This window comes from Gryllotalpicola protaetiae (genome assembly GCF_003627055.1).
GTDB classification, from domain to species: Bacteria; Actinomycetota; Actinomycetes; order Actinomycetales; family Microbacteriaceae; genus Gryllotalpicola; species Gryllotalpicola protaetiae.
In genome coordinates, this window is record NZ_CP032624.1 from 3,116,823 (window position 1) to 3,140,641 (window position 23,819).

Annotated in this window: 24 protein-coding genes; 15 read left to right on the forward strand and 9 right to left on the reverse strand. The window is 69.3% G+C overall.

Annotated features, from left to right (window positions below; translation table 11 throughout):
* Nucleotides 1–44: 44 nt before the first annotated feature.
* Complete coding sequence (locus tag D7I44_RS15115) at nucleotides 45–1,481, forward strand: permease (protein WP_162940315.1); 1,437 nt, start codon at nucleotides 45–47, stop codon at nucleotides 1,479–1,481.
* On the forward strand, nucleotides 1,478–1,864 hold the full coding sequence (locus D7I44_RS15120; RefSeq protein WP_120790254.1) for an ArsR/SmtB family transcription factor: 387 nt from the start codon (nucleotides 1,478–1,480) through the stop codon (nucleotides 1,862–1,864). Before D7I44_RS15115 ends, D7I44_RS15120 begins: the two co-directional genes overlap by 4 nt.
* 32 nt (nucleotides 1,865–1,896) lie before the next feature.
* On the opposite strand, the gene ybaK is transcribed toward D7I44_RS15120, so the two are convergent.
* Complete coding sequence (gene ybaK / locus D7I44_RS15125; RefSeq protein WP_120790255.1) at nucleotides 1,897–2,397, reverse strand: Cys-tRNA(Pro) deacylase; 501 nt, start codon at nucleotides 2,395–2,397, stop codon at nucleotides 1,897–1,899.
* Nucleotides 2,398–2,417: 20 nt separating this feature from the next.
* On the opposite strand from ybaK, the gene D7I44_RS15130 reads away from it, so the two are divergent.
* Nucleotides 2,418–3,194, forward strand: coding sequence for an SDR family NAD(P)-dependent oxidoreductase (locus D7I44_RS15130; RefSeq protein WP_120790256.1), 777 nt, complete (start codon nucleotides 2,418–2,420; stop codon nucleotides 3,192–3,194).
* A 1-nt stretch (nucleotide 3,195) separates the two neighbouring features.
* On the opposite strand, the gene D7I44_RS15135 is transcribed toward D7I44_RS15130, so the two are convergent.
* Nucleotides 3,196–3,846: a TetR/AcrR family transcriptional regulator gene (locus D7I44_RS15135; protein WP_245979710.1), complete on the reverse strand. Its 651-nt coding sequence runs from the start codon at nucleotides 3,844–3,846 to the stop codon at nucleotides 3,196–3,198.
* A gap of 58 nt (nucleotides 3,847–3,904) precedes the next feature.
* Between D7I44_RS15135 and D7I44_RS15140 the strand changes: the two genes are divergently transcribed.
* Both D7I44_RS15140 and D7I44_RS15145 read left to right on the forward strand, forming a co-directional pair.
* A complete protein-coding gene (locus D7I44_RS15140; RefSeq protein ID WP_120790258.1) occupies nucleotides 3,905–4,783 on the forward strand; it encodes an SDR family NAD(P)-dependent oxidoreductase in 879 nt (292 codons plus the stop codon).
* Between the two features lie 45 nt (nucleotides 4,784–4,828).
* Entirely contained in the window at nucleotides 4,829–5,362 is a 534-nt protein-coding gene (locus D7I44_RS15145) for an NUDIX domain-containing protein (RefSeq protein WP_245979712.1), read from the forward strand.
* Between the two features lie 63 nt (nucleotides 5,363–5,425).
* Here D7I44_RS15145 and D7I44_RS15150 read toward each other — a convergent pair whose 3' ends face one another.
* The 3 genes from D7I44_RS15150 to D7I44_RS15160 all read right to left on the reverse strand — a co-directional run bounded on the left by D7I44_RS15150 (nucleotide 5,426) and on the right by D7I44_RS15160 (nucleotide 7,168).
* Nucleotides 5,426–5,974: a hypothetical protein gene (locus D7I44_RS15150; RefSeq protein WP_120790259.1), complete on the reverse strand. Its 549-nt coding sequence runs from the start codon at nucleotides 5,972–5,974 to the stop codon at nucleotides 5,426–5,428.
* Nucleotides 5,975–6,076: 102 nt separating this feature from the next.
* Nucleotides 6,077–6,586, reverse strand: a complete 510-nt coding sequence (locus D7I44_RS15155) for a hypothetical protein (RefSeq protein WP_162940316.1) — start codon at nucleotides 6,584–6,586, stop codon at nucleotides 6,077–6,079.
* A 114-nt stretch (nucleotides 6,587–6,700) separates the two neighbouring features.
* Complete coding sequence (locus tag D7I44_RS15160) at nucleotides 6,701–7,168, reverse strand: hypothetical protein (RefSeq protein ID WP_120790261.1); 468 nt, start codon at nucleotides 7,166–7,168, stop codon at nucleotides 6,701–6,703.
* 57 nt (nucleotides 7,169–7,225) lie between these two features.
* Between D7I44_RS15160 and D7I44_RS15165 the strand changes: the two genes are divergently transcribed.
* A complete protein-coding gene (locus tag D7I44_RS15165) occupies nucleotides 7,226–7,741 on the forward strand; it encodes a hypothetical protein (protein WP_120790262.1) in 516 nt (171 codons plus the stop codon).
* Here the strand turns inward: D7I44_RS15165 and D7I44_RS15170 are convergent.
* Nucleotides 7,685–8,509, reverse strand: coding sequence for a DUF1295 domain-containing protein (locus tag D7I44_RS15170; RefSeq protein WP_245979715.1), 825 nt, complete (start codon nucleotides 8,507–8,509; stop codon nucleotides 7,685–7,687). The two genes, D7I44_RS15165 and D7I44_RS15170, sit on opposite strands and share 57 nt — an antisense overlap.
* 80 nt (nucleotides 8,510–8,589) lie before the next feature.
* Here D7I44_RS15170 and D7I44_RS15175 point away from each other — a divergent pair, with 80 nt between their 5' ends.
* The 3 genes from D7I44_RS15175 to D7I44_RS15185 all read left to right on the forward strand — a co-directional run bounded on the left by D7I44_RS15175 (nucleotide 8,590) and on the right by D7I44_RS15185 (nucleotide 10,482).
* A complete protein-coding gene (locus D7I44_RS15175; RefSeq protein WP_245979718.1) occupies nucleotides 8,590–9,048 on the forward strand; it encodes an FHA domain-containing protein in 459 nt (152 codons plus the stop codon).
* Nucleotides 9,048–9,749 carry a transcriptional regulator FtsR gene (gene ftsR / locus D7I44_RS15180; RefSeq protein WP_120790265.1) on the forward strand — a complete coding sequence of 234 codons (702 nt, stop codon included), beginning with the start codon at nucleotides 9,048–9,050 and terminating at the stop codon, nucleotides 9,747–9,749. Before D7I44_RS15175 ends, ftsR begins: the two co-directional genes overlap by 1 nt.
* A 250-nt stretch (nucleotides 9,750–9,999) precedes the next feature.
* The gene (locus D7I44_RS15185; protein WP_120790995.1) at nucleotides 10,000–10,482 is read left to right on the forward strand and encodes a MerR family transcriptional regulator; all 483 of its coding nucleotides are present in this window, start codon (nucleotides 10,000–10,002) and stop codon (nucleotides 10,480–10,482) included.
* A gap of 32 nt (nucleotides 10,483–10,514) precedes the next feature.
* Here D7I44_RS15185 and D7I44_RS15190 read toward each other — a convergent pair whose 3' ends face one another.
* Nucleotides 10,515–11,369, reverse strand: a complete 855-nt coding sequence (locus D7I44_RS15190; RefSeq protein WP_120790266.1) for a ParA family protein — start codon at nucleotides 11,367–11,369, stop codon at nucleotides 10,515–10,517.
* 66 nt (nucleotides 11,370–11,435) lie between these two features.
* Between D7I44_RS15190 and D7I44_RS15195 the strand changes: the two genes are divergently transcribed.
* The 3 genes from D7I44_RS15195 (at nucleotide 11,436) to def (ending at nucleotide 16,714) form a co-directional block, all read left to right on the forward strand.
* On the forward strand, nucleotides 11,436–14,858 hold the full coding sequence (locus tag D7I44_RS15195; RefSeq protein WP_120790267.1) for a pyruvate carboxylase: 3,423 nt from the start codon (nucleotides 11,436–11,438) through the stop codon (nucleotides 14,856–14,858).
* Nucleotides 14,859–14,911: 53 nt separating this feature from the next.
* Nucleotides 14,912–16,135, forward strand: coding sequence for a MinD/ParA family ATP-binding protein (locus D7I44_RS15200; protein WP_120790268.1), 1,224 nt, complete (start codon nucleotides 14,912–14,914; stop codon nucleotides 16,133–16,135).
* A gap of 87 nt (nucleotides 16,136–16,222) precedes the next feature.
* A complete protein-coding gene (gene def / locus D7I44_RS15205; protein WP_120790269.1) occupies nucleotides 16,223–16,714 on the forward strand; it encodes a peptide deformylase in 492 nt (163 codons plus the stop codon).
* Nucleotide 16,715: 1 nt separating this feature from the next.
* Here the strand turns inward: def and D7I44_RS15210 are convergent, their stop codons facing one another.
* On the reverse strand, nucleotides 16,716–18,536 hold the full coding sequence (locus D7I44_RS15210; protein WP_120790270.1) for an AMP-dependent synthetase/ligase: 1,821 nt from the start codon (nucleotides 18,534–18,536) through the stop codon (nucleotides 16,716–16,718).
* A gap of 135 nt (nucleotides 18,537–18,671) precedes the next feature.
* Here D7I44_RS15210 and D7I44_RS15215 point away from each other — a divergent pair, with 135 nt between their 5' ends.
* Genes D7I44_RS15215 through D7I44_RS15225 form a run of 3 tightly spaced genes read left to right on the forward strand, consistent with a single transcriptional unit; the run spans nucleotide 18,672 to nucleotide 21,736 of the window.
* On the forward strand, nucleotides 18,672–19,622 hold the full coding sequence (locus D7I44_RS15215) for an ROK family glucokinase (RefSeq protein ID WP_120790271.1): 951 nt from the start codon (nucleotides 18,672–18,674) through the stop codon (nucleotides 19,620–19,622).
* An 18-nt stretch (nucleotides 19,623–19,640) separates the two neighbouring features.
* Entirely contained in the window at nucleotides 19,641–20,336 is a 696-nt protein-coding gene (locus D7I44_RS15220) for a lysophospholipid acyltransferase family protein (protein ID WP_120790272.1), read from the forward strand.
* Nucleotides 20,337–20,362: 26 nt separating this feature from the next.
* Nucleotides 20,363–21,736: a class II 3-deoxy-7-phosphoheptulonate synthase gene (locus D7I44_RS15225; RefSeq protein WP_120790273.1), complete on the forward strand. Its 1,374-nt coding sequence runs from the start codon at nucleotides 20,363–20,365 to the stop codon at nucleotides 21,734–21,736.
* Nucleotides 21,737–21,743: 7 nt separating this feature from the next.
* Here D7I44_RS15225 and pknB read toward each other — a convergent pair whose 3' ends face one another.
* Nucleotides 21,744–23,729, reverse strand: coding sequence for a Stk1 family PASTA domain-containing Ser/Thr kinase (gene pknB, locus D7I44_RS15230; RefSeq protein ID WP_245979720.1), 1,986 nt, complete (start codon nucleotides 23,727–23,729; stop codon nucleotides 21,744–21,746).
* Nucleotides 23,730–23,819 lie beyond the last annotated feature (90 nt).

Below are 23,819 nucleotides of genomic sequence, written 5' to 3' on the forward strand. Positions count from 1 at the left end.
GAATATCTGTATATCCGTACGGATTTCCATCTATCATGGACCCGATGACGCTGATACGGATGCTGGGCGACGGGCTCTTCGACGCGTTCTCCATGTTCTGGGAGACGCTCTGGGCTCTCTTCCTGGGGTTCGCGCTCTCCGGCGCGATCCAGGCCTTCGTCTCGCGCGCCCGCATGCAGCGCGCCCTCGGCGACCACCGCCCGGCGACGCTCGCGAAGGCGACGGTCTGGGGCATGGTGTCGTCGTCGTGCTCGTATGCGGCGAGCGCGCTGGCGAAGACGCTGTTCCGCCGTGGGGCGGACTTCACCACCTCGCTCGTGTTCATGATCGCGAGCACGAACCTCGTGATCGAGCTCGGCCTCGTGCTGTGGCTGCTGCTCGGCTGGCAGTTCGCGCTCGCCGAGCTCGTCGGTGGCGCGATCATGATCGCCCTGCTCGGTCTCGTCGGGCCGCGCGTGCTGGGGGGCCGCATGGCCGACGAGGCGCGCGTGCACCTCGATCGCTTCGAGAGCGCGAGCGCGGGCGGCGGCGGCCATGAGCACCACCATGACCACGGCGACGCAGCGCACGACGAGGTTCCGCTGCGGCGTCGGCTGCGCAGCCGCGAAGGCTGGGCAGACGCGGCCGGCTACATGATCAGCGACTTGACGATGATCCGGAAGGAGCTCGTCATCGGCTTCGTCGTCGCCGGCTTCATCACCGTGCTGGTCCCCGACGCGGTGTGGCAGTCGCTGTTCGCCACCGGCCATGGCTTCTGGTCGAGCCTCGAGAACGTCATCGTCGGCCCCTTCCTTGCGATCATCAGCTTCGTCTGCTCGGTCGGCAATGTGCCGCTGGCGGCCACGCTGTGGCATGGGGGAGCGAGCTTCGGCGGCGTGGTCGCCTTCGTCTTCGCCGACCTGATCGCGTTGCCGCTGCTCGTGATCTACCGTCGCTATTTCGGCACGCGCGTCACGTTGCGCATCCTCGTCGTGTTCTGGGCGACGATGAGCGCCGCGGGTCTCGCGGTCGAATACCTGTTCAAGCTGGTGCGGATTCCCGAGCCGGCGCCCATTCACACGATGACGGGGCACGGCCCGAGCTGGGACCACACGACCTGGCTGAACCTCGCCGCCCTCGTGCTGTTCGCCGTCATGTACTGGCTGTACCGCACGGCGCGCAGCACGGGGAAGTACGCCAAGGACCCGATGTGCGGCATGCAGGTCGAGATCGCGAACGCCCCCGCACGCCGCGTGCGCGACGGCGAGGCCTTCTACTTCTGCTCAGACCGCTGCGCGCGGCAATTCGATGAGAGGACACCCCGCATGACCATGAGCCACGACCCGAGCGGCACCCACCGCGACCCCGTCTGCGGCATGACCGTGAGCCCCGAGACGGCCGTGGGAAGCGTCGAGCACGAGGGCGAGACGTACTACTTCTGCTCGACCGGCTGCCGTACGGCGTTCGGGCTCAAGCCCGAAGCGTTCCTGGCCCCGCAATGACGGCTCTGCCCAGCGGGAAGTCCGCGCACGAGCACCCGATCGACGCGGCGTCCGTCGCCCACGCGCGCGACGCGGTGCCGACCGCCGACGAGACCGCACGGCTCGCCGGTCTGCTGTCGGTCATGGCGGACCCGCTGCGGCTGCGCATCGTCTTCGCGCTCGACGAGACGGACGAGCTGTGCGTCGGCGACCTCGCCCTCGCCCTCGACGTCAGCGAGGACGCAGCCGGCTACGCGCTGCGCCTGCTGCGCGCCGCCGGGCTCGTGACGACCCGCAAGCACGGCCGAGTCGTCTACAACCGGCTCTCGCCCGATTTCCCCGAGCCGCTGCTGCACTACTGCCTGCGCGAGCTGATCAAGCTGACGGGCGTTTCCGATCGGTGAAGAGCGCGGTGAGGCCGCGCGTCTCGAAACGATCATGTGCGCCGGATGCCTGCGAGCTTCCCGCCCGTGACCGCGAGTAGATCGGCCGGTGCGAGCTCGAGGTCGAAGCCGCGCCGGCCGCCAGAGACGAGGATCGTCTCGAACGCCTGCGCCGACGCGTCGAGCACGGTCGGAAGCGGCGTGCGCTGGCCGATGGGGGAGATGCCGCCGACGACGTAGCCGCTCTTCCGCTCAGCCGTCTTGGGGTCGGCCAGCTCCGCCTTCTTGCCCCCGAGCGCCGCAGCGAGCGCCTTGAGATCGAGCATCGCGTCGACGGGAACGATGCCGATGCCGAACCCACCGGGGGCATCCGTCGCGACCATCAGGGTCTTGAACACGCGCGCAGCCTCGATGCTGAGTTTCTGCGCCGCCTCTGCGCCGTAGCCGGTCACCTTCGCGTCGTGCTCGTAGCCGTGCACGGCGAAGCTGATGCCTGCGCGATCCAGCGCCGCGGTCGCGGCCGTGGTCGGGGCGGCTGGGGTCTTCTTGGCCATCGAGTGAAAGTATTGCCGACGTGACGACGACGTTCGAGCAGCCCGAGTTCTCCATCGCAGGCCGGCGCGCGCTGGTCACCGGCGCGTCCCGGGGTATCGGACGCGACCTCGCGCTGTCGCTCGCGCTCGCAGGAGCGCAGGTGCTCGCCGGGGTCCGACGGGCGGAAGACGCGGACGAGCTGGCCGCGGAGGCGCGTTCGCGGCAGGCATCCGTCACCCCGTTCGTCCTGGATGTGACGGACGTCGCAGGCACGCGCGCCGCGATCGATGCGGATGCCGCGGCGAACGGGCCGCTCGCGATCCTCGTGAACAACGCCGGTCTCGGCTTCAACCACGACGCCGTGGACGTGAGCGAGGCCGATTGGGACGCCATGATGGACGTCAACCTCAAGGGCCTGTTCTTCGTCACGCAGGCGGTCGTGCGCCATATGCTCGCAGCGGAATACGGGCGCGTGGTCAACCTGTCGTCGCAGGGCGGGCTCGTCGGCATCCGGCGGCATGCCGTCTACTCGGCGAGCAAGGGCGGAGTGAACCTGCTGACGAAGGTGCTCGCGCTCGAATGGGCCGACAGGGGGGTGACGGTGAACGCGGTCGCGCCGACCTACATCCGCACGCCCGGGACCGCCGAGCGGCTGGACGATCCCGAGATCGCGGCCGACATCCTCGCCCGCATCCCCGCGGCCCGCTTCGGCACGACGGCCGACGTCGCGGGTGCTGTGCTCTATCTCGCCTCGCCGGCGGCTGGACTCGTCACCGGCGCCGTGCTGCCGGTAGACGGCGGCTGGACGTCGCAGTAGCTCAGCCGGCCATTCCCTCGAGCAGGGTCGTGAGCACCCGGGTGAGGCGCGGCCCGACCTCGACGATCGCGTGCCCGAGCCCCGGGTCGCTGCGGTAGAGCGCCTCGATCTCGGGCCCGGGGGTCGCCATCTGCCACAGCGCACCGGCCAGGCTCGTCGCCGTTGCGATCACGTCGACGCGCTGCTGCTCGCCGAGACGGAGCAGCCGGGTGAGCTCGGCGCCGATCGCGTCGACCTCGTCGAGCGTCACGAGCTTGAACTCACGCACCGACTCGAGCGAGACGTTCCGCTCGAGGTTGAGCGGCGCCTGGGCGAGCAGGTCGCAGAACATCGGGCGGGCGACGAGCGAGTCGGCGATCACGCGCGCGATCGCCGCGGGGGAGGCATCCGCCAGGCCGCGCAGCGCGGGCACCAGCTCGCCACCCCAATCGCGCCAGCCCGCCGCGGTGAGCTTGAGGAAGATCTGCTCACGCGTCTCGAAGTAGCGCAGCAGCGCCGACTTGTGCATGCCGACCTCGGCCGCGATGTCGGTCAGGGTGACCGAGCGGATGCCTGACCGGGAGCCGAGCGCGGTCGCCGCGTCGAGGATCGCCTGCTCGCGCTGCTGCTTCGCGTCTGCGCTGCGGGCGCGCTGGAACTCGGTCGTGACCACGAGTCCACCGTAACACAACCAAGTTGCATTATTAATGAAACGGTGTTGTACTAATCGCATGACTTCACAACCTCAGATCTGGTTCATCACCGGCTCGTCCCGCGGCTTCGGTCGCGCTCTCGCCGAGGCCGCGCTCGAGGCAGGCCATTCCGTCGCCGCCACCGCGCGCCGGCCTGAGCAGCTCGCGGAGCTCGTCGAGCGCTACGGCGACCGGGTGCTACCCATAGCGCTCGACGTGACGGATTCCGCGGCCGCACGCGCCGCGATCGCGGAGACCGCCCGCCGCTTCGGCCGCATCGACGTGCTCGTCAACAACGCCGGGTACGCGAACGTCGCGCCCATCGAGACGGGCGACGAGGCGGACTTCCGCGCCCAGTTCGAGACGAACTTCTGGGGTGTGTACAACGTCAGTCGTGCCGCGATCTCGCAGCTGCGCGCGCAGGGCGGGGGACTGGTCGTGCAGTTCTCGTCCGTCGGCGGCCGTGTCGGGGGTTCGCCGGGCATCGCGAGCTATCAGGCGGCGAAGTTCGCCGTCGACGGCTTCACCCGGGTGCTCGCCGTCGAGACGGCTCCGTTCGGCATCCGCACGATGGTCGTCGAGCCGAGCGGCTTCGCGACCGACTGGGCGGGCTCGTCGATGACGGTGAACGACATTCCCGCCGACTACGAGCAGACCGTCGGGGCGATGAACTCGCGCATGCGGCAGACGGGCTCACGCCCGGCAGGCGACCCGAAGCGGGCGGCCGAGATCATCGTGCGTGCTGCTGCTCGGCAGAACGCGCCGAGTCACCTGCTCGTCGGCGTGAATGCCGTCGAGATGTCGATCGCGTACTCGAGGGCACAGCTCGCCGAGGCCGAGGCGTGGGAGCAGGTGAGCCGCTCGGCCGACTTCAGCGAGCCGTACCCGGCCGAGCTCCCTGCTGACGACGCCGTGTGACATGCGGCTCGCCGCGCCTCGGCGGGGCAGTGAGAGAGTAGGAGGGTGAGCGACGACCCCCAGCTGCCCCTCTCGGCCCACGCCGACGCGAGCGACCCGCTGCCGCGGCGCCCGCTCGGCAGCGGCGACGGCTGGGTAGAGGGCCCCGACGGGCGCAGGTTCTGGGGCACCTTCGGCGCAGCCGGCCTTCTGCTCGTCAACCGCGAGGTCGGGGTGCTTCTGCAGCACCGGGCAGGTTTCAGCCACTTCGGCGGCACCTGGGGGATTCCCGGCGGCGCGCGCCACGAGGACGAGAGCGCCGCGCAGGGCGCTGTGCGCGAGGCTCACGAAGAGGCGGGCGTGCCTGTCGCCAAGGTGGTCGTCGACTTCGAATCCGTCTGGGACCTCGGTTGGTGGAGCTATACGACCGTCGTCGGCCACGTCGAGCAGCCGTTCACACCCGTGATCGGCGACGCCGAGAGCATCGAGCTGCGCTGGGTGCCGCTTTCCGAGGTCGACGAGCTACCGCTGCACCCCGGTCTCGAGGCGTCGTGGCCCGCGCTGCGGGCACGCATCGACGGCCTGTCGGACGCACGCTGACACTCCGATGACCTGGCGGGCACGAGAGCGTGCGCGACGTGCCGCGTTCCCGCAGCCCCGGGCTCAGCTGGTGAAGATGGCGGGCTTGTGATTGAAGTCGGTGATGCTGAACTGGCTGGTGAGGTCGGCGGGATTGGCGACCGAGAACGCTGCCTTCCACGACACGGACTGACCCGGAAGCACCGGTGTCTGCGGCCCCAGACCGGTCACATCGCCCTGCGGACCGCCGATTTCGGTGATGCTCGACGCCGCTGTGCCACCTGAGGTGAGGGTCATCTGCGATAGTCCGGCGTCGACGTTCTGCGTCGTCCCGTTGTTGATCGTGATGGTGAAGATCAGGTTCTGCTGGCCCGCTGTCACTCCGGCCGCGTACTGGCTCGGCGTGAAAGGCTGCGGGGCGCTGATCGTGACGGCCAGACCGTCCGACCACTTGTATGTCTCGCCGAACTTGGCATTCTGCGAGGCGGCGGTCTTGGTCGGGGCCGGCGTCGTAGCGGCATCCGATGTCGCCGGGGCGGGACCGCCAGACGGCGCGCCCGACGTACCGCATGCCGTGAGGCCGAGCATGAGTGCGCTCGAAAGGACTGCGGCGGCCGCAAGCTTCGTGTACAAGGGATTTTCCTCCAAATGATGCAATGGTGAGAACAGCCGTCGCTGATGTGTGCGCGGCGGTCAGGGTGGTGTTCGCGTCGGAGCGTCTGAAAGGCCTGAGCTCTACTTGTCTCGGGCGATCTTCACCGTGGTGGTCGTGCCGAGCGCGCTCACCGAGTAGCTGATCACTCCGTGGTCGTAGGTGAAGTCCTTCGTGGGGTCGGACGACGCCAACAGCGCGTTCTCGGTCCTCGAGGTGTCGTTGTTCGAGGTCCAGGTGAAGGTGTCGCCGCCGGTGGTCGGCTGGGTGACCGAGCCCGCCCAGTAGAGCGAGTTCGTGGCGCCGTTGTCGGTGATCCAGTCGATCTCGATGGTGTTCCCGCTGATCGTGGCGGCCTGCCACGCGTCGCTCGCATTCGAGTTCGTCTGCTTCCACGTGCCGTCAAGGCTGATCGGCGTCGGCGTCGGCGTCGGCGTCGGCGACTGTGCGGCCTTCGACGCCCCGCTCTCCTGGTTGCCCGTGTCGGCGTCGCGGCTGTCGGCCGTGCATCCGGCGAGCCCGATGCTGAAGGCGAGCACGGCAGCGGCAACGAGCGACTTTTGAGTACGCCGAGGCACATATACGTGAGGCATATATGCAATATAGCTAGATTGAAATAACCCTCAGTTCCTCACGGACCCCCAACTCGGGTGCCGCCTTCGGGTCAAACGTGGGGAGTGACGAGCCGAAGCCGATCGCCGCAGCGGTTACGCGTTCTCCAGTTCGGCGGCGTTCTCGGCCGCCAGCTCCGTCTTCCACCGCACCAGCGACCGCACGGTGCCGCTCGAGTCCTCCCGTAGCCGCTCCATTGCGTCGTCTGGCACGTAGTAGTTGATCGCGAGGAATCCGCGCACCTGCTCGTTCGGGTCATCGACGAGCGATCGCAGCACGTCGCACGGCGTCGCCTCGTTGCGCGCCACGCAGGCGCGCACCCCGTCGTCGGGGTCGCTCGCGAGCTTCTCGAAGAGGTCGACGGGGGCATGGTAGCTCGAGGCCACAGCTTCGCGGATCTTCGGGTTCGGGTTCGCGGCCAGCAGTCGCAGGCGGCGGATCTTGCTCTCGGTCACCGGGGGAGCGGGGTGCAGCTCGGCGATCTCTTCCGCCGTGAGCTGCGAGGGCGCCAGCCGCCGCATCTGCTCGCGCTGGGCAGGGGTGTTGAACCGGATGCACGACATGCCTTCACGGTAACCCCGGAAGTCCACCAAGGTGCGGAGGCTAGGGTCGACGCAGCCATGGATGCCCTTCTCGCCCGACTCGAGCCGACCTTCCGGTTCCTCGATCGGGTGGCGGGCGGCAGGCACGCAGGGGTCACGGCCGCGCCCGAAGCGGTCGCGCACCCGCGCACTCGCCGTGCGTTCGCGCGTGTCGCCTGGCTGCTCGCCGTGGAGCTGCTGCTGGGGCTCGGCGCGGTGGCGATCGCCGTCGGGCTGGCGCTTGGCGGCGCATCCGTCAGCATGCCCGTCTGGATGCGAACGGTGGTCGTCCTCGGCATCACCGCCACGCTGTTCTATTTCACGTGGCGCGCGTCGCTCGGCTGGTACTGGGCGTATCAGCGGCTCCTGCTCTTCACGCGCATCTTCCCGATCGTCACGCTCGTGCTCGCCGCGATCCCGCATCTGTACCCGGCGTGGATGATCTCCGAGCAGATCGTGTTCAGCCTCATCCTCATCGGCATCGGCGCGTACCTCGGCTCAGCCCAGCTGCGCGAGGTCTTTCCGAGGCCGGGCAAACCAGGGCACGAGGGCTGACACGCGCGCCTGGTAGTCGGCGTACTCCGGGTAGCGCTCTCGGGAGATCTGCTCGGTCATGCGCGTCGAGCCGATGAACAGCACGGTGAGCAGCGCGGGCCCGATCACCGTCCACTGCCACAGCGACCCGGCGGCGACGCAGCCGAAGAAGAAGATCAGCCACCACTGCGACTGCTCGAAGAAGAAATTGGGGTGCCGGGAGACACCGAACAGGCCCGTCTGCAGGAAGCGCGGGCGCGGGTCGCGGCCCGCCGCGCGCTCCGCCTTCTTCCACTGCTGGAAGCTCCACTGCTGCTGATCGGCGACGGTCTCGCCGACGAGAGCCGCGAGGAAGGCGGCGGCCAGCACCCAGTCAAGGGCGTTGAGAGCAGACGGATGCCTCCACGCGGTGTATGCCGGAAGCGAGATGAGCAGCAGCAGCACGTTCTGGTAGCACACGATGAAGAGCAGGTTGAAGACCTCGAACAGCGGCCGCGGCATCCGTGCCCGCAGATACGCCCAGCGGTAGTCCTCGCCGCCGCGCGCGTAGCCGCCCTTGCGCGCGAAATTGAAGGTGAGGCGGATGCCCCACAGGGTCACGAGCGCCGCCATGAGCACCAGCCGACCGTCGCCGAGACCCGTGCTCGCAGCGAACACCCACACATACGCGACGGGCACGATCGACCAGATGCGGTCGACCCATGAGTGCTCGCGGGTGATCAGCGAAAGCACCCAGGTGAGGGCGCAGACGCCGATCAGAATCCAGAAATCCACGTGAAGAGGGGGCACGAGAGTCATCGTAAGCACGCGTTTGCCCGGTTCCCCGCCGTGACCTTTCCGATACGCTGAAGAGACGAAGGAGGACGATGGTGGCCGACGAGAACCCCCTGCGCGAACCCGCTAAAGCCAACGAGGCGACGACGGCGCGCTTCGGCGACGAGTTCGCCCAGGCGATGAACGTCGACGGCACGGGTGTGACCGCTGACGAGCTCGAGGCCATCAACGCGCTGCCGTCCGGTTCGGCTCTGCTCATCGTCCGCCGCGGCCCGAACACGGGCGCGCGCTTCCTTCTCGACGCCGACACGACGGTCGCAGGGCGCCACCCCGACGCTGACATCTTCCTCGACGACGTCACCGTCTCGCGCCGTCACGCGGAGTTCACCCGGCACGGCGCCATCTTCGAAGTGCGCGACCTGGGGTCGCTCAACGGCACCTATTACGACGGGGTGCGCATCGAGTCGGCGCTGCTCGTCGACGGCGCAGAGGTGCAGATCGGAAAGTACCGCTTCACGTTCTATGCGTCGCGGGCCGACCTGGGCAAGAAGTAGTGGCGCGCTCTGCGGCCCAGGCGAAAGACGCCGGGCCGGTACTTCTGAGCATCGGGCAGGTGCTCGCGAAGCTCACGCCGGAGCACCCTGAGCTCACGCCGTCGAAGCTGCGCTTCCTCGAGGAGCAGGGGCTGGTGTCGCCTGCCCGCACGCCATCCGGCTACCGCAAGTTCTCCGCGGGGGACCTCGAGCGGCTCAAGCTCGTGCTGTCCATGCAGCGCGACCACTATCTGCCGCTCAAGGTGATCCGCGACTACCTCGCCGACCTCGACGCCGGCCTGCGGCCGCTGCTGCCTGGCGGTTCGGCCCGGCCGTCGCGGCCGAACATGCTGTCGACGGGGCGCAGGTTCACTCGCGACGAGCTGCTGCGCGAAGCCGGCGCGACACCGCAGCTGCTGGCAGAGGCCGTGAGCGCGTCGTTCATCCAGGCATCCGATCTCTTCGGCGAAGACGCGCTGCAGATGCTCGCCGCCCTCGTCGCACTCGCCGGCCGCGGCATCGAACCGCGCCATCTGCGCACCGTGCGCGCCGCGGTCGAGCGCGAGCTGGGGCTGATCGAGAGCGCGGTCGCACCGCTCGCGCACCGGCGCGACGCCTCGGGTCGGGCGAAGACAGCGGACACGGCGCAGGAGATCGCCAGGCAGCTCGACACGGTGCGCCGTACGCTGCTGCAGTCGGGCCTCGACCGCCTTGCGCCCTGACCGCGGCGAGCGCTACGCGGTCTCAACCTCAACTTGAGGATGAAAGTCACGACACGCCGGGGCGCCACTGCCCGATGTGATTGCCCGCCCTGCCGGCCCTGAGTACCGTGTAGACGAAGCCATCACGGCCTCAGGCCCGATTCATCGCACCGGCGCCGAAACCCCAAGGAAAGGTACGCACGTGAGCGAAGCCGCGGGCCCCGAAGGCCGCCTCGACCTGCAGTACCTCTTCACCGACGGCCTGCCTGACATGGCCGACGAGGTGGGTTACAAGGGCGCCGTCGCGGCTAAGGCCGCCGGCATCAGCTACCGCCAGCTCGACTACTGGGCGCGCACCGAGCTCGTCGAGCCGACCGTTCGCGGGGCATCCGGCTCGGGGTCGCAGAGACTGTACGGCTTCCGCGACATCCTCGTCCTCAAACTCGTCAAGCGGCTGCTCGACACCGGCATCTCGCTGCAGCAGATCCGCGTGGCGGTCAACCAGCTGCGCGAGTCGGGTGTCACCGATCTCGCCGAGACGACCCTCATGAGCGACGGCGCCTCCGTCTACCTGTGCACCTCGAACGACGAGGTCATCGACCTGGTCAGCCAGGGCCAGGGAGTGTTCGGCATCGCCGTCGGCCGCGTGCTGCGCGAGGTCGAGGCAAGCCTCGTCGAGATCGACCCGGCCGAGACCGCAGACCCTGCCGATGAGCTGGCTGCTCGCCGCGCATCGCGCAAGCAGGTTTCGTAGCTCGATACAGCCGCTCGCCGATCGTAGGTGGCCTACGCCTCGGCGATGTCCGGGCGGCCGACGCCGCGCTGCGGCGCCTCCGCGCCCTCCTGGGCGTACTCGCCGAGGCGGGCCGTGCGCATCACTCGCTCGAGCAGCAGGTCGAAGTTGTGAGCCATCTCCTGCGCGGATTCGCCGGGCCACACGTGCAGCGGCTTCGCCGCGCCCTGAGCCTGCTGCAGCGAAGTGCGCTCGGGCAGCTGGGGTGAGAGCACCAGCGGGCCGAACATGTCGCGCAGCTCCTTGATGCGGAACTGGTGCTCGAGCGACTGCACACGGGCGCGGTTCACGATGATGCCGAGCGGCTGCAGGCGGGGCGCGAGGCCGCGACGGATCTCTTCAACGGCGCGCAGCGCGCGATCGGCCGCGGCGACCGAGAACAGGCCGGGCTCGGTGACGACGGCGACGCGGTCGGACGCGGCCCAGGCGGTGCGGGTGAGCGCGTTGAGGCTGGGGGCGCAGTCGATCAGCGTCAGGTCGTATTCGTGCTCGAGGTGCACCAGCGCGTCTTCGAGCTTCCAGAGATCCTTCACGGACGGGTGCGGTCCGTCGAAGTTGATGGCGCTGGGCGAGCCGATCATGACGTCGACCTTGCCGGGGCGCCCACGCGTCCAGCCGCTGGGGGCGATCGCCGCCCGGACGATCTTCTCCTTCGGGCTTGCGAGGACATCGGCGACATTGAGGTGGCCCGCCACCGAGATGTCCATGCCGGTGGAGACGTCGGACTGCGGGTCGAGGTCGATCACCAGGGTGCGCAGACCCTTCGCGAACGCCGCCGACGCGAGGCCCAGGGTCACCGTGGTCTTGCCGACACCGCCCTTGAGGGAACTGACGCTGAGTACGTGCACGCCTAGAAACCTACCGTCAGTAGTCTTGAGGAACCTAACCGTTCCCTGCGTGCGGAGGAGCCCCGCGTGTTCCGGAAAATCCTGGTCGCCAATCGTGGCGAGATCGCGATTCGCGCCTTCCGCGCGGCGTATGAACTCGGTGCCAGGACGGTGGCGGTGTTCGCGTATGAGGATCGCAATTCGCTGCATCGTATGAAGGCCGATGAGGCGTATCAGATCGGCGAGGAGGGGCATCCGGTCCGCGCGTATCTGGACGTCGCGGAGATCATCCGGGTGGCGAAGCAATCCGGTGCTGACGCGATCTACCCCGGGTACGGATTCCTGTCGGAGAACCCCGAGCTGGCGGAGGCCGCGCGCGACGCGGGGATCGTGTTCATCGGGCCGCCTGCGGGTGTGCTCGAGATGGCGGGGAACAAGGTGACCGCGAAAGAGCACGCGATCGCGGCGGGCGTGCCCGTGCTGCGCTCCACTCCGCCGTCGCGGGACATCGATGAGCTGCTGGCGGGGGCGGACGCCATCGGCTTCCCGATCTTCGCGAAGGCGGTTGCGGGCGGCGGCGGCCGCGGCATGCGCCGGGTGGACACGAAGGCGGAGCTGCGGCCGGCGCTTGCGGAGGCGATGAGGGAGGCGGACAGCGCCTTCGGCGATCCGACGATGTTCTTGGAGCAGGCGGTGCTGAAGCCGCGGCACATCGAGGTGCAGATCATCGCGGACGCGTCAGGGCAGACGATCCACCTGTTCGAGCGGGACTGCTCGGTGCAGCGCCGTCATCAGAAGGTGGTCGAGATCGCGCCGGCCCCTCGGCTGGATGAGGGGGTGCGGCAGGCGCTGCTGCGCGACGCGGTGGCGTTCGCGAAGTCGATCGGCTACGTGAACGCCGGCACTGTCGAGTTCCTGGTCGAGGCGGCCGGCGAGCGGCGGAACGAGCACGTGTTCATCGAGATGAACCCGCGCGTGCAGGTCGAGCACACGGTGACCGAGGAGGTCACTGATGTGGACATCGTCCAGACCCAGATGCGCATCGCTGCGGGGGAGACGCTGGCGCAGATCGGCTTGTCGCAGGACAGCGTGCGGGTGAACGGCTTCGCCCTGCAGACGCGCATCACGACGGAGGACCCGGCCGCCGGGTTCCGGCCCGACACGGGCACGATCACGACGTACCGGTCGCCGGGCGGCGGCGGGATCCGCCTGGATGGCGGGTCGATGGGCACAGGGTCCGAGGTGAGCCCGCACTTCGACTCGATGCTGGTGAAGCTCACCTGTCGCGGTCGCACTTTCGAGGCGGCGGTGAGCCGCGCCCGGCGGGCGCTGGCCGAGTTCCGCATCCGCGGGGTCTCGACGAACATCCCCTTCCTGCAGGCCCTGCTGGAGGAGCCCGAGTTCGTGGCGGGGGAGATCGCGACGGATTTCATCGCAGGCCGGCCCGATCTCGTGCGGGCGCGCCCGTCGCAGGACCGAGGCACGAAGATCCTCAACTGGCTGGCGGACGTCACGGTGAACAAGCCGCACGGCGACCGGCCGGCAGGGGTGGCCGACCCGTCCGTGAAGCTGCGCGATCTCGGCGGGCACAGCCTCGACCTCGGGCGCGAGGCGCCGGAGGGCACCCGGCAGCGGCTGCTGGAGCTGGGGCCTGCCGCGTTCGCGAAGGCGGTGCGCGCGCAGACGGCTCTCGCGGTGACCGACACGACGTTCCGCGACGCCCACCAGAGCCTGCTGGCCACCCGGGTGCGCACCAAGGACCTGCTCGCGGTCGCGCCGTACGTCGCCCGGCTGACCCCCGGGCTGTTCTCGGTGGAGGCGTGGGGCGGCGCCACCTACGACGTCGCGCTCAGGTTCCTGGGCGAGGACCCCTGGGAGCGGTTGGCGGCGCTGCGCACCGCGCTGCCGAACGTCGCGATCCAGATGCTGCTGCGGGGCCGCAACACGGTCGGCTACACCCCGTACCCGGCGCAGGTGACGGATGCCTTCATCGCCGAGTCGGTCGGAACAGGAGTCGACGTCTTCCGCATCTTCGACGCGCTCAACGACGTCGAGCAGATGCGGCCCGCCATCGAGGCCGTCCTCGCGCAGAACACCGCGATCGCGGAAGGCGTGCTCTGCTACACCGGTGACCTGAACTCGCCGCGCGAGGACTTCTACACCCTCGACTACTACCTGGGGCTCGCCGAGAGACTCGTCGGCACCGGCATCCATATGCTCGCCATCAAAGACATGGCAGGCCTGCTGCGCCCGGCGGCCGCCGAGAAGCTCGTCGCCGCGCTGCGGGCCGAGTTCGAGCTGCCCGTGCACGTGCACACCCACGACACCGCCGGCGGCCAGCTCGCCACCTTGCTCGCCGCAGCCCGTGCCGGCGCGGACGTCGTGGACGTGGCATCCGCCCCCATGTCCGGCACCACCAGCCAGCCGTCCGCTTCAGCGCTCGTCGCCGCGCTCGCCAACACGGAGCGGGAGACCGAGCTCGACTTCGAGAACGTCGCCGCTTTGGAGCCGTACTGGGCGGCGGTGCGCGGCCTGTACGCGCCGTTCGAGTCCGGACTGCCGGCCCCGACCGGGCGCGTGTACCGGCACGAGATCCCCGGCGGGCAGCTCTCCAATCTGCGCCAGCAGGCGATCTCGCTCGGCCTCGGAGGCGACTTCGAGCTCATCGAGGACATGTACGCCGCCGCGAACCGCATCCTCGGCCGCATCCCGAAGGTCACCCCGTCGTCGAAGGTCGTCGGCGACCTCGCCCTGCAGCTGGCCGCCGCGCACGCCGACCCGGACGACTTCGAGCAGAACCCGCAGAACTACGACATCCCCGACTCCGTCGTCTCCTTCATGGCCGGCGAGCTCGGCGACCTGCCCGGCGGATGGCCGGAGCCCTTCCGCTCCAAGGTCCTCGCCGGCCGGAGCGTGAACGTGGGCGTCACCCCGATCTCCGAGGGCGACGCCGCCGCCCTCTCAGAGTCCGGCCGGGCGCGCCAGGTCACCCTCAACCGGCTGCTGTTCCCCGCGCCGACGCGGAAGTTCGAAGAGACCCGCGAGCTGTTCGGCGACCTCTCCGTCGTCGACACCGCCGACTACCTGTACGGGCTCCAGGCCGGCACCGAGCACCGCGTCGACGTCGCACCCGGCATCGTGCTCTATGTGGGCCTCGAGGCGATCGGCGAGGCGGATGCCCGCGGCATGCGCACCGTGCTCGCAAAGCTCAACGGGTCCCTGCGGCCCGTGTTCGTCCGCGACCGGCACGTCGAAGTCGCCGCCAAAGCCCTCGAGAAGGCGAACCCGGACAACGCCGGCCACGTCGCCGCGCCGTTCTCCGGCGTGGTCACCCTGCGCGTCGCCGAAGGGGAAGCCGTCGCCGCCGGCCAAGCCGTCGCCTCCATCGAGGCGATGAAGATGGAAGCCGCGATCACCGCGGCCGCGAGCGGCGTCGTCGAACGACTCGCCGTTCCATCGCCCCAGCAGGTCGACGCAGGCGATCTGCTCGTCGTCATCAAGCCGCTCTGACCCCTCCAACGGGGGCCGTGGCGGTCTGGGGCATCCGGCCGTAGTCTGCACAAATGGCAGACACGACCGCCAAGGCCGGCAGCGCCGTCGCCAGCGAGCCCGAGACGGTGACCGTGAGCGTCGAACTGCCGCCGCAGAAGGCGCACGAGACCCCAGACGACGAGGTGGCGGTCGCCATCCCCGAGCGGCCGATCGACCCGGGCAAGCTGCCGTCGGCTCCCAGCATCCGCTCGATGACCCTCGTCACGCCTCAGACCGGCCCGGTGCCGCGTGCGGACGCGGGGTACGCGGCGTCCCGCCGCGATCGCCTGCGCGGAGAGCCGAGCGAGCTGCCCGAGTCGGCGGCGATGCTCACGGCCGACCGGATCCTCGACGTGCGCCGCCGCCCGAAGGCCCGCCCCACCGGCGCGTGGAACCGCTTCGTCTACGGTGTGACGTTCACCGGCGTGAACCTCGGCGACTCCAAGCTCGAGCGCCACCGCAAGGAGCTCGACCACCGCATCCGCCGCGAGCTCAGCGGGGGAGCGCGCTTCGTCCCCGTCCTCACCCGCAAGGGCGGCGTCGGCAAGACGACGATCACGGCGCTGCTCGGCATGGCGCTGTCCGATGTGCGCGACGACCGCATCGTCGCGGTCGACGCGAACCCGGACCGCGGCACCCTGAGCGAGCGCGTGCCGCGGCACTCGAGTGCGACCGTGCGCGATGTCGTGCACCGGGCCACCTCGGTCAGCAGCTACACCGACTTCGCGCAGTTCGTCAGCCACGACGAGACCCGCCTCGACGTGCTCGCCTCAGACACCGACCCGAACCTCTCTGAGGCGTTCGACGAGAACGACTACAACGTCGTCGCCGACCTCGCGAGCCGCTATTACTCGTTCGTGCTCACCGACTGCGGCACCGGCATCGTGCACTCGGTGATGCGGGCGACCCTGCGCCGCGCCGACGCGATCGTGATCGTCTCCGGCGGCAGCGTCGACGAGGCGAAGCTCGCCTCCGAGACGCTGACCTGGCTCGACGCGAACGGCTACGGCGCGCTCGTGCAGAACGCGGTCGTCGCCATCAACACCGCGACGCAGGGAACGAGCATGGTCATGCTCGACGAGATCGAGGCGCACTTCCGCTCGCGGGTGCGCGCGCTGGTGCGGATTCCCTACGACCCGCTGCTCGCTGCGGGCTCCGTCGTGCCGTACCACCAGCTCAAGCCGCTGACGCGGGAGGCGGCCCGCACCCTCGCCGCGCTCGTCGTCGAGGGATTGCCCGACCCTCAGGACTACTGACACCCGAAGCATCCGCCCGTCTCTCGGGCTCTGGAGCGACGCCGCCGTGGCGGCCGACGCGCAGCGTGCCTCGTTAGGCTGAACAGCGTGACCGTTCGCCCCATCCGCCTGTTCGGCGACCCCGTGCTGAAGACCGTCTGCGACCCCGTCGTCGAGTTCGACGAAGGCGTGAGGTCACTCGTGGCGGATCTCGTCGACTCGGTGCAGCTGCCCGGCCGCGCGGGCGTGGCGGCCAACCAGATCGGGGCGACGCTGCGGGTGTTCAGCTACAACGTCGACGGGCAGATCGGCTACCTGATCAACCCGGAGGTCGTCGAGGTGCGCGGCGAGAAGGAGCTCGTCGGCGAGGGCTGCCTGAGCGTGCCAGGGCTGTGGTTCGAGACCGCCCGCCACCCGTGGGCGCGGGCGGTCGGCTACGACGTCGACGGCAACGAGGTCGAGGTCGAGGGCGACGGGGTGCTCGCGCAGGCGCTGCAGCACGAGACCGATCACCTGAACGGATTCCTGTACCTCGACCGCCTCGAGAAGGAGACCCGGCGTGAGGCGATGAAGCAGGTCAGGGAATCAGACTGGTTCTGACTCAGCCCTGCAGGCTCATCGCCTGGGTCGGCACACCCGAGTAGAGGGCGTCGATCTCGGCGGCAAAGTCCTTCACGATCACGTTGCGCTTGATCGACAGCTTCGGCGTCAGGTGGCCGGTCGCCTCCGTCCAGGTCGTCGGCAGGATCGAGAACTTCCTGATCGACTCGGCCCGCGACACCGCCTGGTTGGCGTGGTCGACCGCCTTCTGCACCTCGGCGAGCACCGCGTCGTTCTGCACGGCGTCCTCCAGCGACATGTGCTCGTCCTGGCCGTTGTTCTTGAGCCAGACCGGCAGCATCTCGAGGTCGAGCGTGACGAGCGCGCCGATGAACGGGCGCTGCTCGCCGACGACCACGATCTGGTCGATCAGCGGGTTCGAGCGGGCGCCGTCTTCGAGCACGGCGGGGGCGACGTTCTTGCCGCCGGCCGTCACGATGATCTCCTTCTTGCGACCGGTGATGCTCAGGTAGCCATCGGCGTCGAGTGCACCGAGGTCGCCGGTCTTGAACCAGCCGTCGTCGAACGAGTCGGCGGTGAGCGACGGGTTGTGCCAGTACTCCTGGAAGACGCAGATGCCCTTGATCTCGATCTCGCCGTCGGCTGCGATGCGGATCGCGTTGCCGGGCAGCGCCGGGCCGACCGTGCCGATCTTGAACGCGCCAGGGAGGTTCACCGAGACGGGCGCTGTGGTCTCCGTGAGGCCGTAGCCCTCGAGGATCTCGATGCCGAGCGCCGAGAAGAAGTGCCCGAGGCGGGTGGAGAGCGGTGCGGAGCCGGAGACGGCGTACTCGACGCGTCCGCCCATCTTCGCGCGCAGCGTCGAGAACACGAGCCGGTCGAACAGCTTGAACTTGAGGCCCAGACCGAAGGGCACCTTGCCCGCGGCGCGCGCCTCGGAGTACGCGACGGCGGTGTCGGCGGCTGCGCGGAAGATCTTGCCCTTGCCGCCGGACTCGGCGATCTGCTCAGCCGTGTTGTAGACCTTCTCGAACACGCGCGGCACCATCAGCAGGAACGTGGGGCGGAAGGACTGCAGCGAGTCCATCAGCTTCGTCGTGTCGGCCTGGTGACCGACACGCACGCCCGCGTGGACGGACACGACCGAGATGAAGCGCGCGAACACATGCGCGATGGTGATGAAGAGAACGGTGGATGCCCGGTCTTCGAGCACCCCGCCCAGGGACTGCGCAGCGTTGCGCGACAGCTCGACGAAGTTGGCGTGCGTGAGCACGACGCCCTTGGGCTTGCCCATGGTGCCCGATGAGTAGATCAGCGTCGCGATGTCATCGCCGTTCGCGATCTTGCGGCGGCGCTCGATCTCGTCGTCAGGCACGTCGACGCCCGCGGCGACGAGCTTGTCGAGGTCGCCCAGGTCGATGTGCCAGACCTTCTGCACCGCGGGCAGCTCCGGGGCGACCTCGTCGAAGGCGGCGTAGTGCTTGGCGTCTTCGAGGATCACGCCGGTGGCGCCGGAGTCGGCGAGGTTCCACGCGAGCTGGCTGGGCGAGCTCGTCTCGTAGACGGGGACGAGCACGCCGCCCGCGAACCACATGGCGAAGTCGATGAGCACCCACTCGTAGCGGGTGCGGCTCATGATGCCGATCTTGTCGCCCGGCTGGACGCCTGCGGCGACGAAGCCCTTGGCGAGCGCGCGCACCTGGCCGATGAACTCCGCGGCCGTGATGTCGCGCCACTCGTCGCCCTCTGGAACGGCGAACAGCACCTTGTCAGGGGTGAGTGCGGCCCGCTCCACGAGCAGATCGGTGGTGTTCGCCGACGGGTCGGCCGGGACGATGGCAGGAATCACGGATTCGAGCACGGTAGCTCCTTCGGTACCGGGGCGCCGCGTCAATGACATGCGGCGTGCTGACTGCATACACTCTAGACAGTGTCCCCGGGAGGCTTCTGTCCTCAGTACAACGGACACCCAATCACCTAAGAAAGGCGAGACCGCGTGCATGCGATCGGCATCGACATCGGTGGAACCAAAGTGGCAGGGGCTCTCGTCGACGAGAACGGCACGATAGTTCGGCAGGACCGCAAACCGACGCCGGCCGGTGACTCGGAGTCGCTGAAGCAGGTCGTCGTCGACATGATCAACGAGCTCGCCGACGGCACCGACGCGATCGCTGCGGGAGTCGCCGCCCCCGGCTTCATCGACGCCACCGGGTCGATCGTGTACTACACGCCGAACGTGCCGTGGCGGCACGAGCAGTTGCGCCACGCACTCGAACCGAAGGTCGGCGTGCCCGTCATCATCGAGAACGACGCCAACGCGGCCGGCTGGGCCGAGTTCCGCTTCGGCGCGGGGCGGCTCAGCACCGACATGGTCATGCTCACCATCGGCACCGGGGTCGGCGGCGCGATCGTCGCGAATGACCGGCTGTTCCGCGGCGGCTTCGGCGCGGGCGGCGAGCTCGGTCACATGCGGATCGTCCCGAACGGCCTGCCGTGCGGCTGCGGAGCGAACGGATGCATCGAGCAGTACGGCTCAGGACGGGCGCTGCAGCGCTACGCGAACACGCTCGCCGACGCGGGCGGCATCGGTCAGAAGCTCGCCGAGGTCCGGGCGAAGAACGGCAACTACCTGCACGGCGCAGACATCGGAGCGCTGATCGACGACGACGACCCGGGCGCTCTGCAGGCCGTGCGCCAGCTCGGCGACTGGCTCGGCCAGGCGTGTGCGAGCTTCGCCGCGATCCTCGACCCGCAGGTGTTCGTCATCGGCGGCGGCGTCGCCTCGGCCGGCGAGAAGCTGCTCGCCCCGATTCGCCAGGCGTTCCTCCAGACCCTGCCCGCGCGCGGCTACCACCCCGAGCCCGAGTTCCGCATCGCCGAGCTCGTCAACGACGCGGGCGTGGTCGGCGCCGCCGACGTGGCACGGCAGCACGCCATCAGCCGGTGATCCTCAGCTGAGGCATCCGTGAACGCCTTCTTCTGGTTCCTCAAGTACGTGCTTCTCGGGCCGCTGCTCAAGGCGGTGTTCCGGCCGTGGGTCGTCGGCGTCGAGAACGTGCCGAAAGAGGGCGCGGCCATCCTCGCGAGCAACCATGTGTCGTTCTTCGACTCGATCTTCCTGCCGTTGATGCTCGACCGGCACGTCACCTTCCTCGCGAAGAGCGAGTACTTCACCGGCCGTGGGCTGATGGGCTGGCTGTCGAAGATGTTCTTCCTCGGCACCGGCCAGATCCCGATCGACCGCTCGGGCGGCAAGGCGTCGGAGGACTCGCTCAACACGGGCCTGCGCGTGCTCGCGGAGGGGGCGCTGCTCGGCATCTACCCTGAGGGCACCCGTAGCCCCGACCACCGCATGTACCGCGGCCGCACCGGCATCGCGCGCATGCTGCTCGAGGCGCGCGTGCCCGTCATCCCGGTCGCGATGATCGGGACGCAGGAGCTGATGCCGGCCGGCGTCAAGCTGCCGCGCATCCGCCGTGTCGGCATCGTCGTCGGCGAACCGCTCGACTTCTCGCGCTTCACGGGGCTGGAGGGCGACCGCTACGTGCTACGGGCCGTGACGGACGAGATCCAGTACGAGCTGTGGCGTATCTCCGGGCAGGAGTACGCCGACGTGTACGCCAGCTCGGTGAAGGCGACGATCCCCAGCCTGAACCGCTGACAGCCGCCCGATAGAATAGCGGGGCTATGACTTCCCTGGTCGAGACCCCCGCAGCCCTGACCGACCCGCTCGTTCTTGCGGGCCTCGACCACTGGCGCACGCTGCCGATCAAGCAGCAGCCGAATTGGCCGGATGCCCAGGCGGTGGCCGCCGCGAGCGCGGAGCTCGCCACCCTCCCGCCCCTCGTGTTCGCGGGCGAGGTCGACCAGCTCCGCGAGCGACTGGCCGCCGCGGCGTCGGGGCATGGATTCCTGCTGCAGGGCGGCGACTGCGCGGAGACCTTCGCCGACGCGACCGCCGACCGCATCCGCAATCGGGTCAAGACCGTGCTGCAGATGGCCGTCGTGCTGACCTACGGCGCATCGATGCCCGTCATCAAGGTCGGGCGCATGGCCGGCCAGTTCGCGAAGCCGCGCTCGAGCGACACCGAGACGCGCGGCGGGGTGACGCTGCCTGCATACCGCGGCGACATCGTCAACGGCTACGACTTCACACCGGAGTCGCGGAACGCCGACCCGTCGCGGCTCGTGAAGGGGTACCACACGGCGGCCTCGACGCTGAACCTGATCCGCGCGTTCACGCAGGGCGGCTTCGCCGACTTGCGCGAGGTGCACAGCTGGAACAAGGGCTTCGCCGAGAACCCCGCGAACGTGCGCTACGAGGGCATGGCCCGCGAGATCGACCGCGCGGTGCGCTTCATGGAGGCCTGCGGCGCGAACTTCGACGAGATCAAGGCCGTCGAGTTCTACGCGAGCCATGAGGCGCTGCTGATGGACTACGAGCGGCCGCTCACGCGCATCGACTCGCGCACGGGTGACGCCTACGACGTGTCCGCGCACCTGCTCTGGGTCGGCGAGCGCACCCGCGACATCGACGGCGCGCACGTCGACTTCCTGTCCCGCGTGCGCAACCCTCTCGGCGTGAAGCTCGGGCCGAGCACCACCCCCGACGACGTCTTCCGGCTCATCGACAGGCTCGATCCCGAGCGCACGCCCGGCCGCCTCACCTTCATCACGCGCATGGGTGCCGGCCGCATCCGCGAGGCGCTGCCGCCGCTGCTCGAGGCCGTCAAGGCCGAGGGCTCGACGCCGCTGTGGGTCACGGACCCGATGCACGGCAACGGCATCACGACACCCACGGGCTACAAGACCCGCCGCTTCGACGACGTCGTCGACGAGGTGAAGGGCTTCTTCGAGGCGCACCGCGCGGTGGGCACGCACCCGGGCGGCATCCACGTCGAGCTCACCGGTGACGACGTCACCGAGTGCCTCGGCGGCAGCGAGATGATCGACGAGGAGACGCTGGCCACGCGCTACGAGTCCCTGTGCGACCCGCGCCTCAACCACATGCAGTCGCTCGAGCTCGCCTTCCTCGTCGCGGAAGAGCTGCGCAAGAACTAGGGGTGCGTCAGCCCTTGAGGCCCAACGTCAGAGTGATGTTGGTGCCCTTCTTCTGCGACGGGTCGTCGCTCGCGGGTGGGTCTTCCTTGCTGACGACGATCATGCCGTTCGCGAAGACGCCGATGGGCAGACCCGAGAAGGTGTTCGGCACCGTCACCGTGAAGCCCGCCTTCGTGAGCGTCTGCTTCGCGTCGTCCGGTGTCATGCCGGTGACGTCGGGAACCGGGTAGAGCTGGGGGCCCTGCGACACGTCGAGCAGGATCGTGTCGCCGAGGTGCACGGGGCCGGAGTTCGCCGGCTCCTGCGAGATGACCGCGCCCTTCGGCACCGTGTCGTCGTACTTCGACTGGCCCTGCCCGTAGGCGAGGCCGGCCTTCTTGATCGCGGCCTGCGCGTCGGCGAGCGGCTGCCCGACGACGTCGGGGACGGGGCCGACCGAGATCACCAGGTTGACCGTGTCGCACTGGGTGTACGGGCCGCCGCCGGTGATGTCGGTGTTGTCGGAGGCCTTGGTGGCCGCGATCACCGCGCCGTTCGCGACGCTCGAGCTGAACTGCTGGTCGACCTGGGTGCCGACGAGCGACTTCGCATCGGTGATCGCCCGCTTCGCGTCGGCGGCAGGCAGGCCGCCGAGCTTCGGGATCTGATTGGGCTCATGGCCGCGCGAGACGTCGATCGTCACCGTGCTGCCCTTGTGAAGCAGCCGACCCGGTTCCGGCCGCACGCGGGCGACGTGCCCCTCCGGCACGGCGCAGCTGTAGACGGGGTTCTGCTTCCCCACGAGCTCCACGTTCTTGAGCGCCGCGGTTGCGGCATCCGCCGTCTTCTCGACGAGCGCGGGGACGGCGACGAGCGCTCCAGGGCCGGCGCCGAAGTACCAGCCGGTCCCGCCGGCGGCGCCGGCGACCACGAGCAGGGCGGCGAGCAGCCACCAGCCGCGGCCGCGGCGGTGACGGCCGACGGCGGCGAGCTTGCTCACGGCGTCCGTCGCGGTCGCCTCGCTGCGCACCTGCGCGGCAGGCCCGGCGAACTGCGGCGCGGGCACGAGCGGCGCCGCGGCGGGCGCGAGCACGGTCGTCGCCAGCGTGTCGTTCGCGGTCGGCGGGATCACGCGCGTCGCGTCGAGCCCGGGCTCGGCCGGCGCAGCGTGGATCGCGTGCTCGACCTCGTACAGCTTGTCGAGCAGTGCGCGCGCATCGGCCGGCCGCTGCTCGGGGTCCTTGCTGGTCGCCCACAGCACGAGGTCGTCGAGCTGCGGCGGGACGAGCGGATTCTTGAGACTCGGCCGCGGCACGGAGTCGTTGGCGTGCTGATAGGCGATCTGCATCGGCTGCTCGCCCTGGAACGGCTGCTCGCCGGTGAGCATCTCGTAGATCATGATGCCGATGGCGTAGATGTCGCTGCGCGTGTCGGCGATGCCGCGGGTGACGAGCTCGGGGGAGAGGTAGGCGATCGTGCCGAGCAGCGCCTGACCGGTGCCCGTCGCGTTCGCGGCTGCCCGAGCGAGGCCGAAGTCGCCGAGCTTGATGCGGCCGTCGTCGGCCAGCAGCACGTTCTCGGGTTTCAGGTCGCGGTGCACGATGCCGGCGCGGTGCGCGGCGGCGAGACCGGCCAGCACGTTCTCCATGATGTCGATCGTCTGCTCCGGCGTGAGCTTGCCGTAGTCGCGCAGCAGGTCGCGCAGCGTGATGCCCGGCAGGTACTCCATGACCAGGTAGGCCATGTCGTCGTCCTGGCCCTGGTCGAAGACGTTCACGACGTTGGGGTGCGCGAGGCGGGCGGTCGACCGCGCTTCCTGAACGAAGCGGCTCCGGAAATTCGTGTCGTCGGCGAGGTGGCTGTGCATCACCTTCAGTGCGACACGCCGTTCGAGGCGCAGATCGGTCGCGAGGTACACGGTGGCCATACCGCCGCGCGCAATGCGCGAGCGCACCTGGTATCGGCCGTCGATGAGACGGCCGAGCAGGGGGTCGGTCTGGCTCGTGTTGGTCACCCCACGAGTTTAGGTAGCGATATATTCCGCGCCCGGCGTGACACGTCAGAAACGGATGTCAGAAAGCAGGGCGCCAGCCGCGAATCTTCT